The organism is Roseinatronobacter ekhonensis (assembly GCF_900499075.1).
In the GTDB taxonomy this organism is placed as follows: domain Bacteria; phylum Pseudomonadota; class Alphaproteobacteria; order Rhodobacterales; family Rhodobacteraceae; genus Roseinatronobacter; species Roseinatronobacter ekhonensis.
This window is the reverse complement of sequence record NZ_UIHC01000010.1, coordinates 67,183-83,251: the sequence shown is the minus strand read 5'-3', so window position 1 is coordinate 83,251 and position 16,069 is coordinate 67,183. Positions and strand designations below refer to the sequence as shown.

The 16,069-nt window shown below is 64.7% G+C and carries 15 protein-coding genes; 10 read left to right on the top strand and 5 right to left on the bottom strand.

Annotation, left to right across the window (positions count from 1 at the left end; genetic code table 11):
- Positions 1-10: 10 nt before the first annotated feature.
- Positions 11-976, bottom strand: a complete 966-nt coding sequence (locus tag ROE7235_RS07080) for a DUF3179 domain-containing protein (RefSeq protein WP_121094037.1) — start codon at positions 974-976, stop codon at positions 11-13.
- 77 nt (positions 977-1,053) lie between these two features.
- Entirely contained in the window at positions 1,054-1,275 is a 222-nt protein-coding gene (locus ROE7235_RS07075; protein WP_121094035.1) for a DUF1674 domain-containing protein, read from the bottom strand.
- 64 nt (positions 1,276-1,339) lie between these two features.
- Here ROE7235_RS07075 and ROE7235_RS07070 point away from each other — a divergent pair, with 64 nt between their 5' ends.
- From ROE7235_RS07070 to ROE7235_RS07025, 10 genes are all read left to right on the top strand, one after another.
- Positions 1,340-2,608 carry an RsmB/NOP family class I SAM-dependent RNA methyltransferase gene (locus tag ROE7235_RS07070; RefSeq protein WP_121094106.1) on the top strand — a complete coding sequence of 423 codons (1,269 nt, stop codon included), beginning with the start codon at positions 1,340-1,342 and terminating at the stop codon, positions 2,606-2,608.
- A 91-nt stretch (positions 2,609-2,699) separates the two neighbouring features.
- The gene (locus tag ROE7235_RS07065; protein ID WP_245963897.1) at positions 2,700-4,451 is read left to right on the top strand and encodes a heparinase II/III family protein; all 1,752 of its coding nucleotides are present in this window, start codon (positions 2,700-2,702) and stop codon (positions 4,449-4,451) included.
- A gap of 21 nt (positions 4,452-4,472) precedes the next feature.
- On the top strand, positions 4,473-6,062 hold the full coding sequence (gene purH / locus ROE7235_RS07060; protein WP_121094033.1) for a bifunctional phosphoribosylaminoimidazolecarboxamide formyltransferase/IMP cyclohydrolase: 1,590 nt from the start codon (positions 4,473-4,475) through the stop codon (positions 6,060-6,062).
- Between the two features lie 10 nt (positions 6,063-6,072).
- Positions 6,073-6,564: a signal peptidase II gene (gene lspA, locus ROE7235_RS07055; protein WP_121094030.1), complete on the top strand. Its 492-nt coding sequence runs from the start codon at positions 6,073-6,075 to the stop codon at positions 6,562-6,564.
- Positions 6,565-6,631: 67 nt separating this feature from the next.
- Positions 6,632-7,171, top strand: a complete 540-nt coding sequence (locus ROE7235_RS07050) for a DUF3035 domain-containing protein (protein ID WP_370743527.1) — start codon at positions 6,632-6,634, stop codon at positions 7,169-7,171.
- Between the two features lie 83 nt (positions 7,172-7,254).
- Positions 7,255-7,707 (top strand): DUF4399 domain-containing protein, encoded by a 453-nt coding sequence (locus ROE7235_RS07045; RefSeq protein WP_121094028.1) that lies wholly within the window; start codon positions 7,255-7,257, stop codon positions 7,705-7,707.
- Between the two features lie 108 nt (positions 7,708-7,815).
- Positions 7,816-9,153, top strand: a complete 1,338-nt coding sequence (locus ROE7235_RS07040) for a M16 family metallopeptidase (RefSeq protein ID WP_121094026.1) — start codon at positions 7,816-7,818, stop codon at positions 9,151-9,153.
- A complete protein-coding gene (locus tag ROE7235_RS07035) occupies positions 9,150-10,448 on the top strand; it encodes a M16 family metallopeptidase (RefSeq protein ID WP_370743525.1) in 1,299 nt (432 codons plus the stop codon). The genes ROE7235_RS07040 and ROE7235_RS07035 overlap by 4 nt, the downstream gene beginning before the upstream one ends.
- A gap of 39 nt (positions 10,449-10,487) precedes the next feature.
- Positions 10,488-12,311 carry a DNA mismatch repair endonuclease MutL gene (gene mutL, locus ROE7235_RS07030; protein WP_121094022.1) on the top strand — a complete coding sequence of 608 codons (1,824 nt, stop codon included), beginning with the start codon at positions 10,488-10,490 and terminating at the stop codon, positions 12,309-12,311.
- Entirely contained in the window at positions 12,308-13,369 is a 1,062-nt protein-coding gene (locus ROE7235_RS07025; RefSeq protein WP_121094020.1) for a DNA recombination protein RmuC, read from the top strand. The genes mutL and ROE7235_RS07025 overlap by 4 nt, the downstream gene beginning before the upstream one ends.
- Here ROE7235_RS07025 and ROE7235_RS07020 read toward each other — a convergent pair whose 3' ends face one another.
- From ROE7235_RS07020 to ROE7235_RS07010, 3 genes are read right to left on the bottom strand one after another with little or no spacing between them, the layout of a single operon-like run.
- Positions 13,370-14,137 (bottom strand): LamB/YcsF family protein, encoded by a 768-nt coding sequence (locus tag ROE7235_RS07020; RefSeq protein ID WP_121094018.1) that lies wholly within the window; start codon positions 14,135-14,137, stop codon positions 13,370-13,372.
- Positions 14,137-15,165, bottom strand: coding sequence for a 5-oxoprolinase subunit C family protein (locus tag ROE7235_RS07015; protein WP_121094016.1), 1,029 nt, complete (start codon positions 15,163-15,165; stop codon positions 14,137-14,139). The genes ROE7235_RS07020 and ROE7235_RS07015 overlap by 1 nt, the downstream gene beginning before the upstream one ends.
- Entirely contained in the window at positions 15,162-15,929 is a 768-nt protein-coding gene (locus ROE7235_RS07010; RefSeq protein ID WP_245963896.1) for a 5-oxoprolinase subunit B family protein, read from the bottom strand. Before ROE7235_RS07010 ends, ROE7235_RS07015 begins: the two co-directional genes overlap by 4 nt.
- Positions 15,930-16,069: the final 140 nt, after the last annotated feature.

Genomic DNA, 16,069 nt, shown 5'->3' with positions numbered 1-16,069 from the left:
AGTGCCCCTGTCATGGCCCCAGCATCCATTCCCCGTCCGGCTGGAAGGCATGGAACGCGAACGCAAATGGAATGTCATGCACCAGCGCGCGACCTTGGGTATCATGCACCCGCACATTGCCCACCTCGCGCCCTGCCCCGATCTCTCGGGTGTCCAGCGCAGAGGCCTGCCCCGCGCGCCATGTCAGCACAACGCCGCCCTCACGCAACTCGCCTGCGTCGCGCAACCGCTCCAGCGGCCAAGCACGATCGCCAACGCGCACAACCCGCGCGAGCGGGTGAATGCCATGGGGCGGGTTTTCACCGCGATAGAGGAACGGGCGCTCTGACGTGTCATAACTGGCATATGGGTTCGCGCCGTAGCTGCGCGGGGATGACGGTTGATCCATCACCAGCCCGTCCGGATGTTCCGCGCGGAAACTGTCCCAGCTTTCCATCCATGCCGGAAGCTGCACAAGGTCGGTGCCAGTCATCTCGCCGACAATGGCCTCTGCAGTCGCCTGCTGCCACCAGCTTTCGGTCTGGCGGTCATACATGATCATATCGGAATGACGCAGTTTGCCCGATACGCCGAAGGTCAGCGCCTCGCCGTCCACGCGGGCATCAAACACCATGCCAGTGTTGCACAAGGGGCAGAAGGTGACAGCTATGGGTTTGCCCGCGACCACGTCATTCACGATCTCGTGCCACATAAGGTAGCGAACCGGATAGGCACGGGCGGGCGCGCCGTCAGGCACATAGGTCAGGACGGGCTCGCGCGGCGACAGGCGTTCTTCTTGCTGCGCGGGCAGGAACTGCGGCGCGTCGATGGCGGGAATACCGTCCTTGGGCGGCCCGCCCGACAGGATCTCATCGAAATCGACCGTGCTTTGGGCAAAATCGGTATCCGGCCAAGCATATTGCCAGCGGTCCGGGTCAGCACTCGCGGCCCCGCCCAAGGCAAGGCAGACGGCAAGGGTCGGGATCAGGCGGCGCATAGTCGGCATGTCAAAGGCTCCGGTTGCGGTCTGTCCAGTTGCTATACGCCCATTTGCCCGGACCCGTTACACATAGATCAGAAATCTATCGCGATGCCCTTTTTTTCCCAATCGCCATAGCGGACGGGTTCGGGGCCTTTGCGCCCGCCCAACTCGCGCGGCATCGCGGCGTCCTGCGCGGCGGCGCGGCGCGCGTCGGCCTCTTCGAGGGCGCGGCGCGCAACCTCTGGCAGTTTGGCGCGGCGGGCGGCCTCGTCCTCGACTGTATCTTCGGGAGGTGTGTCTGGCGTGTCGGTCATCTTGGGCCTGCTTGTCATGGCGTCCCCCCTGATATACCGCAGCCGCATCAAAGGACAAGAAACCATGCCCGACGCCCTGCCCTCTCATGCGCCCCGCGCTGCCGCTCACGCGCTTGTCATGGCCGTTGTGCAAGAAGAACGCAGCCTGACAGAGGTGCAGCCGCGCCCCTTCACCGTGCTACCGCCAGAGGGGCAGGCCCGCGCCGCGCGGCTGGCATTGGCAGCGTTTCGCCATCATGGCCGTGCGGACCACCTGTTGCGCACGCCATTGCGCAAAACCCCGCCAGAGATTGTGCTCTGGGCCCTGCGGCTGGCGGTAGTGGAAATGGGCGCGCTTGGGGCCCCCGCGCATGGCGTGATCAACGACACGGTGGGACTGCTACACAAGGTCGCCCCGAAATTCGCGGGCTTGGGCAATGCCGTGTTGCGCCGCGTAGCCGACATGTTGCCAGACGCTTGGGATAGCGCGCCCACCCCCCGGCTGCCCGGCTGGCTGCGCGGTGGGTTGCAAAACGCCTATGGCAACGCCGCGACGGTCGCGATCGAAACCGCAATCGAATCCGCGCCCCCCCTTGATCTGACCTTGCACGGGCCCAGCCCCGACGGTTTGACCGGCGCGGCGCTGCCCACCCGCACCCTGCGCCTGCCCGCCGGTCAGCAGGTCAGCGCATTGCCGGGCTACGAGGCGGGCGCATTCTGGGTGCAAGATGCCGCGAGCGCGCTGCCCGCACGCTGGCTGGCAGGGCACACCCGCGTGCTGGACCTGTGCGCGGCACCGGGCGGCAAGACCATGCAGCTTGCGGCGATGGGGGCCGAGGTCACGGCACTGGATATTTCCGGCGCACGGCTGGACAGGTTGCGCGCCAACCTGTCGCGCACAGGGCTTTCGGCACAGGTGGTCCGCGCCGATGCGCTGACATGGACCCCGGACCAGCCCTTCGATGCAGTCCTGCTGGACGCGCCCTGTTCGGCCACCGGTACTCTACGCCGTCACCCAGAACTGCCGTTGTTGAAAACCAAGCAAGGGCTGCGCGACCTGCGCGCCTTGCAAGCACAGCTTCTGGACCGTGTGCTGGAGCGGTCGTCAGGTCTGGTCAAACCTGGCGGAGAGGTTGTGTATTGCACCTGCTCGCTTCTACCGGCAGAGGGCGAAGAGCAGATCGCTGCCGCGTTGCAGCGTCATTCCGGCACGCGCCTGCTGCACCGGCCCACAGCAGGGGTGCCGCCCGAATGGCAGGCCGCTGATGGTCCGATCCGCACGCGCCCGGATTATTGGGCCGAGCATGGCGGGCTGGACGGGTTTTACATGGCGCTGCTTGGCACGCCGGAATGACCAAACTTCCACCATTGCCGGTGACACCGGCGATGGCAGGCTGTATGCTGACTCAAAGGACGAAAGACAACGTCCGGCTGCAATAAAGGGCATGGCAAAGGTGAGCAGGCCAGCGTCATCGGGAACAGAGCGCATCAGCGCGATGGACAGGCTGGCCGCGCGCTGGCTGGGACGGGTGCGTGCGCCGGTGGCGATCACCTCGCAACCCGAACCGCGCAGCCTTGGGCAGTTCGCGCGCGGCCAGCAAATGCTGGCAGGCAATTTCCTGATGGCGGGCGAATTGCTGCATGCACAGGGCACCGTGCCGTTTGACGCGACCACATCCGAAGCGGTGGACGACGTGCAAGGCTTTGGCTGGCTGGACCATCTGGCCGCCGTGGGGGACAGGCCCGCGCGCGACTTGGCGCAAGCGGGTCTGCGTGACTGGGCGCGACGCTATGGGCGCGGCCGGGGTCCGGGCTGGGCACCGGGCTTGGCGGGGCGCAGGCTTATCCGGCTTCTCAGCCATGCGGTGATGCTGATGCAGGGGTGCGACAGGTCAGAGCAGACAGCCTTTCTGCGCATGTTGGCGCATCATGCCGCGTTCTTGCACAAACGCGCCGCCCATGCCGCGCCCGGCCTGCCCCGGATAGAGGCTCGCACAGGGCTGCTTTACGCCGCGCTCTCGCTTGAAGGGTGGCCGGAGCGTGCGCCCGCCATCACCACCGCGCTGATCCGTGATTGCGACAACCAGATCGGAACCGATGGCGGCATTGCCACCCGCAACCCCGAAGAACTACTGGCCGTGTTCGAATGCCTTGGCTGGGCGGGGCAATTGCTGTCCGAAAACGGACAGCCCGTGCCCGACACCCTTGGCGATGTCATGGGTCGCATGTCGAGCGCCCTGCGCTGCCTGCGCCATACCGATGGGGGCCTGATACGCTGCCATGGTGGCGGACGGGGGCGCGACGGTGCGCTGGCAGCAGCCCTTTCGGCGCATGACGCGCTGTCGAATATGCCGCCCGCCGCGCCACCCGAACAGGCGATGGGCTATATCCGGCTGGCCTCGGGGCGCACCAGCGTGCTGATAGATGCCGCAACCCCGCCGTTGCAAGCTGCGTCCGGTCGCGCCCATGCCGCAACCTTGGCGTTCGAGCTGACATCGAACCGCCGACCCGTTGTCGTATCTTGCGGTGACGGGCGCAGTTTCGGCCCCGAATGGCACCGCGCCAGCCGCGCCACTGCCAGCCACTCCACGCTTGCGCTGGAAGGGTATTCATCGTCGCGCTTCAGCACGCCGGGCGGGCGACGGCTGGAGTTGACGGACGGTCCGCGCCATGTCGGGCTGGAGTTTCGTCACACGCCCTATGCGCGGGCCGCAGCCCTGAGCCATGACGGATACGGCGAAAGCCATGGGCTGGAACATTTGCGCTATCTGGACCTGTCCGCAGATGGGCGCGTGTTGTCGGGCGAAGATATGCTCATTGCAACCGGACGCGCGGCGCAAAAACGCTTCGACGAGGTCCGCACGCGTCTGGGCGGCGCGATCCCCTATGCGCTGCGCTTCCATCTGCACCCAGAGGTCGAGGCATCGCTCGACATGAACGGCACCGCCGTGTCGCTGACCCTGCGCTCTGGCGAGATATGGGTCATGCGCGCGGACGGGGCAACGCTGGCGCTGGCGCCGTCGGTCTATCTTGAAAAAGGCCGCATCAAGCCGCGCGCGACACAACAGATTGTGTTGTCCTTGGGCGCGACAAGCTATACCAGCCAGACCAACTGGACATTGGCCAAGGCGCATGACACGCCGACCGCTTTGCGCGACCACGCGCAGGACGACATTTTGGCCGTGCCGGACCTGTGATGTTGCATAAGGACTGCCCCGATGACCGACCTTGTCCCGCTTAAACGCGCCTTGATTTCCGTCTCTGACAAGACCGGGCTGATCGACCTTGCCAAGGCGCTGGCCGCGCGCAAGGTTGAACTGGTCTCGACCGGAGGCACGGCGCGGGCGCTGCGCGAAGCGGGGCTGGCCGTGCAGGACGTGTCGGACCTGACCGGCTTTCCAGAAATGATGGACGGGCGCGTGAAAACCCTGCACCCGATGGTGCATGGCGGGCTTTTGGCGCTGCGCGACAACGAAGAACACACCGGCGCGATGGTAGCGCACGGGATCAAGTCGATCGACCTGCTGGTCGTCAACCTCTACCCGTTCGAGGACACGGTCGCACGCGGCGCGGAGTATGCCGAGGCGGTCGAGAATATCGACATCGGCGGCCCCGCGATGATTCGCGCCGCCGCCAAGAACCACGGCTTCGTCAGCGTAGTCACCGACCCCGAAGATTACATCCCCCTCTTGTCAGAGCTTGACGCCCAAGAGGGTCGCACGCGCCTTGGCTTTCGCCAGACACTCGCGCAGCGCGCCTATGCGCGCACGGCGGCCTATGACGCCTCTGTGTCTACATGGATGGCAGGCGCGATTGACGACCCCGCGCCCCGCCGCCGCGCATTCGCCGGAACCTTGGCCCAAACCCTGCGCTATGGAGAGAACCCGCACCAGTCAGCCGCATTCTACCGCGATGGCAACGACCGCCCCGGTGTGGCAAGCGCCAAGCAGCTTCAGGGCAAGGAGTTGAGCTACAACAACATCAACGACACCGATGCGGCGTTCGAGATGGTGTCGGAATTCCTGCCCGCCGACGGGCCTGCCTGCGCGATCATCAAGCACGCCAACCCCTGCGGCGTGGCGCGCGGGGCCACCTTGGCCGAAGCGTATAGCCGCGCCTATGACTGCGACCGCACCTCTGCCTTCGGCGGGATCATTGCGCTGAACACGCGGCTGGACCTGGAAACGGCGAAAGCCATCACCGGCATCTTCACCGAGGTCGTGATCGCGCCCGGTGCCGATGACGACGCCATCGCGCATTTCGCTGCCAAAAAGAACCTGCGCCTGTTGACCACCAAGGGGCTGGCCAATCCGGCGGCAGGCGGTCTGGCCTACAAGCAAGTGTCGGGCGGGTTTCTGGTGCAGGACCGCGACAACGGCATGATTGGCCGCGATGATCTGCGCGTTGTCACCAAACGCGCGCCGACCGATGCGGAGCTGGCCGATATGCTGTTTGCATGGAAAGTCGCCAAACACGTCAAATCGAACGCGATTGTCTACGTCAAGGATCTGGCCACTGTCGGCGTCGGCGCGGGCCAGATGAGCCGTGTCGATTCGACCCGCATCGCCGCGCGCAAATCGCAGGACATGGCCGAAGTTCTGGGGTTGGATGCGCCGCTGACACAAGGCTCTGTCGTCGCGTCGGACGCGTTCTTCCCCTTCGCTGATGGTCTACTGACTGCGGCAGAAGCGGGCGCAACCGCACTCATCCAGCCCGGCGGCTCCATGCGCGACGACGAGGTGATCGCAGCCGCCGATGCGGCAGGGTTGGCGATGGTCTTTACCGGCCAACGCCATTTCCGGCACTAAGGAGGACACGATGCGCATAGCCATCGGGACAGGCGCAGTCATTCTGGTCGCAGATCAAGCCAGTAAATGGTGGGTGCTTGGCCCCTTGGCGCTGGACCAGCGCCTGTTCGTGCCGGTGTTGGACCCGTATGTGAATTTCGTGATGGCCTGGAATACCGGCATCAATTTCGGGCTGTTCGGGTCAGATACCGCTTGGATGCGCTGGGTGTTGATCGCCGTCGCCGTCGGGATCTGCGCCTTTGTCATACATTGGCTGATACGCGAAGGCGCACCGCGCGGCATGCAATTTGCAACCGGCCTTTTGGTCGGTGGGGCCATCGGCAACGTCATCGACCGCATCCGCTTCGGCGCCGTGGCGGATTTTCTGAACATCACTTGTTGCGGGTTCCGAAATCCGTATGCTTTTAATGTGGCCGACATTTCTATCTTTGCCGGCGCGGCGCTGTTGATTCTGCTGTCGGGGCGTGACGGGCAAAAGACTGGTCCGGCCGGCGGGAAATAGCGCCACGCAGGGGCGTGACGCGGGCGCCGCTTTGCGCTAGAGATACGAAACGAAAGGCGTTTAGGGGATGAAAATGGCACTCCGGCAAGGGATCTTCGCGATTGCGGGCTGCGCGGTTCTGGCGCTCGGGGCCTGCTCGGATTCGGACCAACCCATCCTGATGCACGCCGCGTCTCAGGAACGCGAACCCGACGAATTCGGCATTGTGCCCACCAAGCCACTGGAAATGCCCGACAGTCTGACGGAACTGCCCGCCCCCAAACCCGGCGGCACCAACCGGGTGGACCCGCAGCCGCGCGCCGATGTTGCCCGTGCGCTGGGCGGCAACCCTGCACGCGCGGTCGCCGGTGGCGGCGCGGATGGTGGGATCGTCAACCACGCCAGCCGCTTCGGGCGCAATGATGACATCCGCCAGCAGCTTGCCGCCGAAGATCTACAATTCCGCCGCGACAATGACGGCCGCTTGCTGGAGCGTCTTTTTTCCGTCAACGTATATCTGAACGCGTATGACAGCATGTGGCTGGACAAATACGCAGAGCTGGAACGCTGGCGCCGCGCCGGTGCGCAAACGCCCAGCGCGCCGCCGGAAGGTCAGCAAGCCGAATAAACCTGCCCGATTTTGGGTCGATTTGTCGCAGCGGCGCGCTATCTTTCCGTGTCCGGCATCTCGCCGGTTAGGGAGGAGATACCATGTTGAAAGCGACAATCCTGACTGCAAGCTTGAGCGCATTTGCGCTGCCTGCTTTTGCAGACAACCATGATCACGGCGACCAAATGGCCATGCGCACACCCGCGCCCGAGGGAGCAGAGGTGTATCTGATTTCGCCTGCAGATGGCGCGACAGTCAGCAACCCTATGACCTTTCGCTTCGGGGCGCGCGGCATCGGCATTGCCCCTGCGGGCATAGATGCGTCCGACACGGGCCATCACCACTTGCTGATCAATGTGGACCCGGAAGAGGTTGATTTCAGCCAATCCTTGCCGTCCGATGACCGCCATCGCCATTTCGGCGGCGGCCAAACCGAGGCGACGCTGGAGCTGCCGGCGGGCACCCATACCTTCATGCTGGTGATGGGCGATCATTTCCACATTCCGCATGATCCGCCCATAATGTCGCAGCCAATTACCGTCACCGTTGAATAGCACAAATTCGGGCCGCCTGTGTGCGGCCCGTCACGCTTGCGTGGGCAGGGTTGAAACCATGCGCAAAGACGGTAGCTATTGAGCAGAACGATTTTCGGAGTATGCCATATGTTCTTGCGCCCCCTTCTGCTCGCCAGCCTTGGCGCAATAGTTGCCGCGCTTCCTGCGCTGGCAAACACTGTGTCGCATAGCACACTCGACAACGGGATGGAGGTTGTCGTCATAGAGGACAACCGCGCGCCCGTCGTGGTGCATATGGTCTGGTATCGTGTGGGTGCGGCAGATGAACCCGCGCGCAAATCCGGCATCGCTCATTTTCTGGAACATCTGATGTTCAAGGGCACGGACGATCTGGCACCCGGTGAGTTCTCGGCCGTGGTCGAGGCCAATGGCGGGCGCGACAACGCTTTTACATCATGGGATTACACCGGATACTTCCAGCGTGTCGCGGCTGATCGGCTGGGCTTGATGATGCAGATGGAAGCCGATCGCATGACCGATCTGGCGCTGACCGAAGACCAGTGGCGCCCCGAACGGGACGTGATCCTGAATGAACGCGGACAGGTCGTCGAGAGCCAGGTCGGACGTCAGTTTAACGAGGCGATGCTGGCAGCGCTGTACAAATCTCACCCCTACGGCACGCCAATCATTGGCTGGCGGCACGAGATGGAAACGCTGAATGGCGATGACGCCAAAGCCTTCTACCGCCAGCACTATGCGCCCAACAACGCTATTCTGGTTGTGGCGGGCGATGTCAGCGCGGATGACGCACTGGAACTTGCGCGCACCCATTACGGTGCAATCCCGGCAAATCCTGACATGGTGGAGCGCGCGCGCGCGATGGAGCCGCCGCATCTGGCAGAGCGCCGCGTAACGATGGAAGATGCCCGTGTCGGCACCCCGTATGTCAGCCGGATGTATCTGGCGCCCACACGGCACGACACCGAAGACGCTGCTGCTTTGCAAATGTTGGCTGCACTGCTTGGCGGCAGCCCGACCACATCCGTGCTGGAGCGGAAGTTGAATTTTGAACAGGGCGTGGCGCTGTCGGCTTGGGCCAATTACCGGGGCATGGCGCGCGATTACGGCATGTTCAGCTTGGGAATTGCGCCTGTAGAGGGCATCTCGCTAGAAGAGGGTGAGGCCGCGCTTGACGCTGCGATTGTTGAATTTGTGCAAGACGGTGTCGATACAGAGCAATTCGAACGCGTCCGCCAACAGATCCGCGCTTCTGAAATATACGCGCTCGACAATGTGCAGGGGCGCGCGCGACAGTATGGTGTTGGCTTGTCCATTGGTCTCGACGTGGACGAGATCGAAACCTGGATCGACGCACTCGACGCCGTCACGCCCGAACAGGTCATTGACGCCGCCAGCCTGCTGCTGGACCGCAACAGCTCCGTAACCGGATACCTGACCCGCCCTACCGAAGAAGCGATGAATTGATGCGCCTGATCCTCACACTGTTTTTGCTGATCGCCTCGCCACTGCGCGCCGAAGTCGATATAACCCCTGTCGAAAGCGCCGGCGGGCTGGAAGCATGGCTGGTCGAGGAACGCTCGATTCCGTTCGTTGCCATCGATCTGATCTTTGAGGGCGGCGCGACGCTCGATCCCGATGACAGCCTTGGCGCGACAGCCCTCATGGCCGCATTGCTGAATGAAGGTGCGGCGGACATGGATGCTCAAGGTTTCGCCATTCGTGCCGAAGAACTCGCGGCACGGTTCAGTTTTGACGCCGGTCGCGACACCGTAACCGTATCGGCGCAATTCCTGACAGAGACCGCGCCGGAGGCGATTGCGCTTCTGAACACAGCACTGACGCAGCCGCGCTTTGACGTAGATGCGGTCGAGCGCGTCCGCGCGCAGATGGTGGCAAGCCTGCGCCGTGACGCGCTGGACCCGAACACCATCGCCAGCCGCGCCTTTGCAGAGGCCGCTTATCCCGGCCACCCATATGCACGCCCGTCCGAAGGCACGCCGGAAAGCGTTGCGGCGCTGACCCGCGACGCGCTGTTGCGGGCGCATGAGGGCGCGATCGCCCGCGACCGCGTGCATATCGGTGTGGCGGGCGATGTTGATGCCGAGACGCTCGGGCCGCTGCTTGATACCCTGTTCGAAGGAGTGCCCGATACCGGCGCGCCCCTGCCCCCCCGTGCCGAGTTTGCGGCGGAACCGGGCGTAACCCGTGTGCCTTTTGAAGGTCCGCAATCAGTCGTCGCCTTCGGGCATGCGGGCATTGCGCGCGATGATCCGGATTTTCTGACCGCTTTCGTGGTCAACGAAATCGTGGGGGGCGGGCGCTTTGGCACGCGCTTGATGCGCGAGCTGCGTGAAAAGCGTGGCCTGACCTACGGTGTTGGCAGCTTTCTGGCATCTGGTTTTCTGGGTGAAAGCTATCAGGGGCGCTTGTCGGCCAGCAATGCAGATGTTGGTCAAGTGGTCGATTTGATCCGCGCGGAATGGGACAAACTGGCGTCGGACGGCGTGACGGCGGAAGAATTGGACCGGATCAAGACCTATCTGACGGGCGCCTACCCGCTGCGGTTTGACGGAAATGGCGCGATTGCGGGCATCATGGCCTCTATGCAGTTTCAGGAGTTCGGGATAGATTATGTCAACACGCGCAATGGGTTGATAGATGCGGTGACATTGGACCAGGCGAATGCGGTGGCCCAGCGGCTGTATCAGCCGGACGCATTGCGATTTGTGATTGTTGGCCAGCCCGAGGGTCTAAACTAGGCTTGGCAGCACTTCGCGCGGCATGCTATATCCGGTAGCATGAGCAAGCCCGACCGCAATATACGGCCCGAAATCCGGCAACTTGACGAAGCTGCGGTGAATCGCATCGCGGCTGGAGAGGTGGTGGAACGCCCCGCCTCTGCGGTAAAAGAGCTGGTGGAGAACGCGCTCGACGCGGGCGCGACGCGCATTGACGTGGCCTATGCAGACGGCGGCAAGACCCTGATACGGGTGCGCGACGACGGGTGCGGCATGGCGGGCGATGACCTGCCACTTGCACTTTCCCGACATGCGACCAGTAAAATCGACGGGTCTGACCTGTTGAACATTCATTCTTTCGGCTTTCGCGGCGAGGCCCTGCCCTCGCTGGGTGCGGTGGGCCGGTTGCGCATTGTCAGCCGGATCGCAGGTAGCGAGGGTGCGGCGATAACGGTTGATGGCGGGCGCATGGCCCCCGTCCGGCCCGAAGCGGCGCAATACGGCACCGTGGTGGAATTGCGCGATCTGTTCCACGCAACACCCGCGCGGCTGAAATTCATGCGCAGCGACCGCGCCGAATCGCAGGCTATTGCCGATACTGTCAAACGTCTGGCCATGGCCGAACCCTATGTCAGCTTCACATTGAGCGATATTTCGCAAGGTGACACGCGCGCGGTTTTGCGGCTGGACGCCGCCCAAGGCGCGTTGTTTGACGCGTTGGAAGACCGGCTGGCCGCAATCCTTGGCCGCGAGTTTACCGAAAACGCCTTGCCCATAGATGCCGAGCGCGAGGGCTTGCGCCTGAGCGGGTTTGCCGCCCTGCCCACCTATTCGCGGGGCGCGGCGGTGGCGCAATATATGTTCGTCAACAACCGCCCCGTTCGCGACAAGATGCTGCTGGGCGCATTGCGCGCGGCCTATATGGATGTGTTGTCGCGCGACCGCCATCCGGTCGCGGCGCTGTTCATCGCCTGCCCGCCCGAATTAGTGGACGTGAACGTGCATCCTGCGAAATCGGAGGTGCGCTTTCGCGATCCGGGGCTGGCGCGCGGACTGGTGGTCAGCGGCTTGCGCCACGCGTTGGCGGGTGCAGGGCACCGGGCCACAAGCACCAACACAGGCGCGATGCTGGGGGCGTTCCAGCCTGCCCCACCGGCGCGCGCCTACCAGATGGACCGCCCGTCAAGCGGGGCCCGCACTACGGCCTACCAGTTGCAGGCGCCGCAGGGCATGGGCGAAAGTGCCGCGCTCTGGCAAGGCACGGTGGCCGCGCGCGCCGATACGCCCGCCCCTGCCCTCGAGGGCGCGCCTTTGGGCGCGGCGCGGGCGCAACTGCATGAGAATTACATCGTCGCACAAACCGCGCGCGGCATGGTCATTGTCGACCAGCACGCCGCGCATGAGCGCCTGGTGTATGAAAAGCTGAAGCGCCAGCGGGCGGAAAACGGCGTGCCTGCGCAAGCCCTGCTGATCCCAGAGATCGTGGAGCTGTACGACAGCGACGCAGCTGCCCTACTGGAAATTGCAGACCAGCTCGCCGCGCTTGGGCTGGTGGTGGAACCGTTTGGCGGCGGTGCCGTCGTGGTGCGCGAGACCCCGGCCATTCTGGGCACAGCCGATGCGCGCGCGCTGGTCCGCGATATTCTGGACGAGCTGGCCGATCAGGGAGCATCTACCGGGCTAGAGGCGCGGATTGACGCGGTTCTGTCGCGCATGGCCTGCCACGGGTCTGTCCGGTCGGGCCGTCAGATGCGCCCCGACGAGATGAATGCGCTGCTGCGCGAGATGGAGGCCACGCCCCATTCGGGCCAGTGCAACCACGGGCGACCCACCTATGTCGAACTGTCGCTGGATGACATCGAAAAGCTGTTCGGGCGGCGATGACGCTTGACCCGCAAACATGGCCGGTTGACCCTTGGGTGCTTGGGTTGGCGCTGGCCGGGGTTCTGGTGCTGTGGCGGCTTGCGCGGGTTATGGGCGATCTGTCGGCGCGATTGTCGGCACTCGACACGCGGCTGACCCATCTGGGCGATACGCAAAACCAGCTTTCGGGCGGTCTGGCGCAGGTGGCCCAAGGGCAGGCGCAAACGGTCGGGCTGGTCGAATCGCGGCTGGCCGATCTGGGGCGCTATATGGGGCAGTCTCTGGCCGGCTCCGCCGAGAGCACGGCAGCCAGCGTCGGGGCGCTGCGCGAGCGGTTGCAGGTAATCGACGCGGCCCAAGCCAAGATAGAGGCGCTGTCGTCGAACGTGCTGGGGTTGCAAGATATCCTGTCGAACAAGCAGGCGCGCGGCGCGTTTGGCGAAGTGCAGCTAGAGGCGTTGCTCGCTGACGCGCTGCCGCCCGACGCCTACAGCCTGCAAGCGACGCTGTCGAACGGACGGCGCGTGGACGCACTGATCCGCATGGCCGAACCCATCGGGGTGGACGCGAAATTTCCGCTTGAAGCCTATCGCGCGCTGATCGCGGCCGAAGATGACGCCGCCCGCACCACCGCGCGGCGCGCACTGGCGCAAGCGTTGCGGGCGCATATCCGCGCGATCGCAGACCGCTATATCCTGCCCGGTGAAACCACCGAGGGCGCGCTGATGTTCATCCCCTCGGAAGCGGTCTATGCGGAGTTGCATGCGAGCCTGCCCGAGCTTGTGCGTGAGGGGTTTGCCACGCGTGTCTGGATCGTGTCGCCCACCACGCTGATGGCCACGCTGATGACCCTGCGGGCGGCGCTGAAAGACACGCGGTTGCGGGCCGAAGCGCAGGCGGTGCGCCGCGAGATCGCGCTGATGGCGGCAGATGCAGACCGGCTGGGCACGCGCGTTGGCAAGCTGGAGCAGCATTTCCAGCAGGTGCAGGGCGATCTGGGCGATATCCGCATTTCCGCCGACAAGATCACGCGGCGTGGCGCGCGGCTGGACAGTTTCGATTTCGCCCAAGACGGATAGCTACGCGCGGGTGCCCTCGAATTGGGCAAGCTGCACGCCAGCGCCCTCCAGTGTTGCACGCAGCGCGCGCGCTATGCCCACCGCTTCCGGCCCGTCACCATGCAGGCAGATCGTGTCAATCCGCGCGGGCAGATGCGTCCCTTGCGCGGTGATGATCGCGCCCGCCTGCACCATGGCAAGGATACGCGCGGCAATCGTGTCGGGGTCATGCAATACCGCGCCGGGCTGGCGGCGGTCCATCAACAGCCCGTCTTCGGTATAGGCGCGGTCGGCGAAGATTTCGCACGCGATGCGCGCATTCAGCGCGCGCGCGGCGCGGTCCTGTGCGGTGCCGGAAATGACCATCAGGATGATGTCGGGGTCCACCGCCAGCGCACCTTGATAGCAGGCAGCGGCAAGCCCCTCGTCGGCAGAGGCCATATTGGCCAGCGCGCCATGCAATTTCAGGTGTCGCACCTGCCCGCCCGCCGCGCGCGCCATCGCCTGCGCCGCGCCAAGTTGATAGGCGACAAGGTTGCGCGCCTCGGCATGGGAGATGTCCATCTTGCGCCGTCCGAACCCCTGCAAGTCGCGAAAGCCGGGATGCGCGCCAATGCCCACGCCGTTTTTGACCGCAAGGGCCATTGCGCCCGCCATCACATCGGGGTCGCCCGCATGAAACCCGCAGGCGATATTGGCCGAGGTGATGATGTCGAGCAGCGCGCGATCCGCGCCCATTGGCCATGGCCCGAAACTTTCGCCCATATCGGCATTCAGATCGACACGCATCACGCCGCCCCCCGTTGTGGTCTTTGGTCGAGATCATCGCCCGCGGTCACACCGCTGACAAGCTGATAGCGCAGCAGGTCGGGTATCTCGCGCGGGTCGCGCAGAAGCGGTTGCAACAGCCGCGACAGACTGGCGCGGCGCGTGGCCTCTGCACGTTCCAGCGCGACCCCGTCTTCCAACGGGACGAACCGCATGGTGAACGCGGTGCCCGGCCCCGCGCGCAGCAGCTTGGGCAGGTCGCAGGGCAGCACGGTGCCAATCCGCGGGTAGCCGCCGGTTGTCTGACATTCCGACAACAGCACATAGGGCATGCCGTCGCCGGTGATCTGCACATCGCCGGGCACGATGGTTTCGGACAGTATGCTCAGCCCCTCGGCGGTGGCGAAGCCGTCGCCATCGGGCACCAGCCGCTGCCCCATGCGGTTGCCGCGCGCGTCCTTGGTAAACGCAGTGTGCTCCAGCCGGTCGAGCGTATCCGTCCCGAAAAGACGGGTCTGCAAACTGGGCACAAGGCGCAACGTGGTGTCCAGCGGGTTTTCCGGCAGGCGCAGCCCTGTGCGGTGGCCCGTGTCGGCACCGACCGGGATCACGTCGCTCGCCTGCACCGCACGGCCCAAACCGGCGGCCAGATGAGCACTGCGCGCGCCCATAGTGACAGTCGGCACCAACCCGCCCGCGAGATGCAGCGTCCCGAACCCGCCGCGCAGGGGGCTGATGTCCAGCCGCGCGCCAGCAGGCAAGGCATGGCTTGCGCCCCAGACCAGCGGCGCCCCATCCAACGTGGCCCGCATGTCGGCGCCGGTAAGCGCGATGCGCATATCATCGGATGCAGACAGCGCCACGGCACCGCCCGCCAGTTCCAGCGCTGCGCAAGTGTCGGGCTGTCCCAGAAGCGCCGCGCCCTCTGCCATCGCCAGCAAATCCGCCGCGCCACCGCGCGACAGCCCTTGTGCCAGATAGCCCGCGCGCCCCATGTCCTGAATGCTGACACCGGGTGTCGCGCTATGGATCGTCAGCGCACGGGTCATGTCAATGCCTCTGCCACCGCGCCGCCATCGCGGGCCGCGCGCAGGCGGTCAAGGTCATCAGCGGGGTGGAACAGAACCTCGTCGCCGGGGCGCAGCAGGAACGGATCTTCGGCTTCGGGCCGGAACAAGCGCAGGCCTGTTTGTCCGATATGCCGCCAGCCCGTCGGCGTGCCCACGGAAAACACGATGAGCTGCCGGATCGCCACCACAAGCGCACCTTCGGGCACATGCGGGGTCAGGCCGGTCTGGCGCGGGATGTCCCAATTTTCGGGCAACTGCCCCAGATAAGGCTGGCCGGGGGCAAAGCCGATGGTTTGCACTCGGACAGGCTGGGCGCAAAGTGTCGCGATGGCGTCACCCTCCGATTGCCCGGCCAGCTCCGCGGCCTCTGCCAGTTGCGGACCGTGATCGCCGCCGAACACCACGGGCACGCGCCACAGCCGCCGCCCCTCTGGCAAGGGTGCGTCATACCAGTTGCGGCTAGCCAAAAGCGTTTCCAGCCGCGCGCGCAAGGCGTCATGATCGCAGGCCGCCAGATCGAAGCGCAAAAAGGCAGAGACAAGCGAGGTCGCGCATTCCGCAACTCCCGGCCAGCTTTCACGTTCCAGCGCCGCACGAAAGGCCAATGCGGCACGATTCGCGCGCTCATCCAGCGCACCCGCAAAACTGACCAGAAACCCGTCCACACCGACCGTTCGGATGGTGGGAAAGCCGGTCTGCACCGCGTTGGGCAGGTCTGTCAGTGTTGTCTGGTCGCTGGCCACGCGCCATTCCTCCTTGTTGCAGCCGCCTGTTTTTATTGCAGCTTTACGCCGAATACGCAGGATGCGGCAAGTTCATATTAAAAACGTTGACAAAATGTAGATGTATTGTCAACGTCAATCCACGCAGTCATTCAGAGCTG

Bases quoted from the DNA above. Each gene is read 5' to 3' on its own strand.
- ROE7235_RS07070 (WP_121094106.1), top strand. From the start codon at position 1,340: ATGCCCGACGCCCTGCCCTCTCATGCGCCCCGCGCTGCCGCTCACGCG.
- mutL (WP_121094022.1), top strand. From the start codon at position 10,488: ATGAGCAAGCCCGACCGCAATATACGGCCCGAAATCCGGCAACTTGAC.
- lspA (WP_121094030.1), top strand. From the start codon at position 6,073: ATGCGCATAGCCATCGGGACAGGCGCAGTCATTCTGGTCGCAGATCAA.
- ROE7235_RS07075 (WP_121094035.1), bottom strand. From the start codon at position 1,275: ATGACCGACACGCCAGACACACCTCCCGAAGATACAGTCGAGGACGAG.
- ROE7235_RS07045 (WP_121094028.1), top strand. From the start codon at position 7,255: ATGTTGAAAGCGACAATCCTGACTGCAAGCTTGAGCGCATTTGCGCTG.
- ROE7235_RS07040 (WP_121094026.1), top strand. From the start codon at position 7,816: ATGTTCTTGCGCCCCCTTCTGCTCGCCAGCCTTGGCGCAATAGTTGCC.
- ROE7235_RS07025 (WP_121094020.1), top strand. From the start codon at position 12,308: ATGACGCTTGACCCGCAAACATGGCCGGTTGACCCTTGGGTGCTTGGG.
- ROE7235_RS07080 (WP_121094037.1), bottom strand. From the start codon at position 976: ATGCGCCGCCTGATCCCGACCCTTGCCGTCTGCCTTGCCTTGGGCGGG.
- ROE7235_RS07065 (WP_245963897.1), top strand. From the start codon at position 2,700: ATGGCAAAGGTGAGCAGGCCAGCGTCATCGGGAACAGAGCGCATCAGC.
- ROE7235_RS07050 (WP_370743527.1), top strand. From the start codon at position 6,632: ATGAAAATGGCACTCCGGCAAGGGATCTTCGCGATTGCGGGCTGCGCG.
- ROE7235_RS07020 (WP_121094018.1), bottom strand. From the start codon at position 14,137: ATGCGTGTCGATCTGAATGCCGATATGGGCGAAAGTTTCGGGCCATGG.
- purH (WP_121094033.1), top strand. From the start codon at position 4,473: ATGACCGACCTTGTCCCGCTTAAACGCGCCTTGATTTCCGTCTCTGAC.
- ROE7235_RS07015 (WP_121094016.1), bottom strand. From the start codon at position 15,165: ATGACCCGTGCGCTGACGATCCATAGCGCGACACCCGGTGTCAGCATT.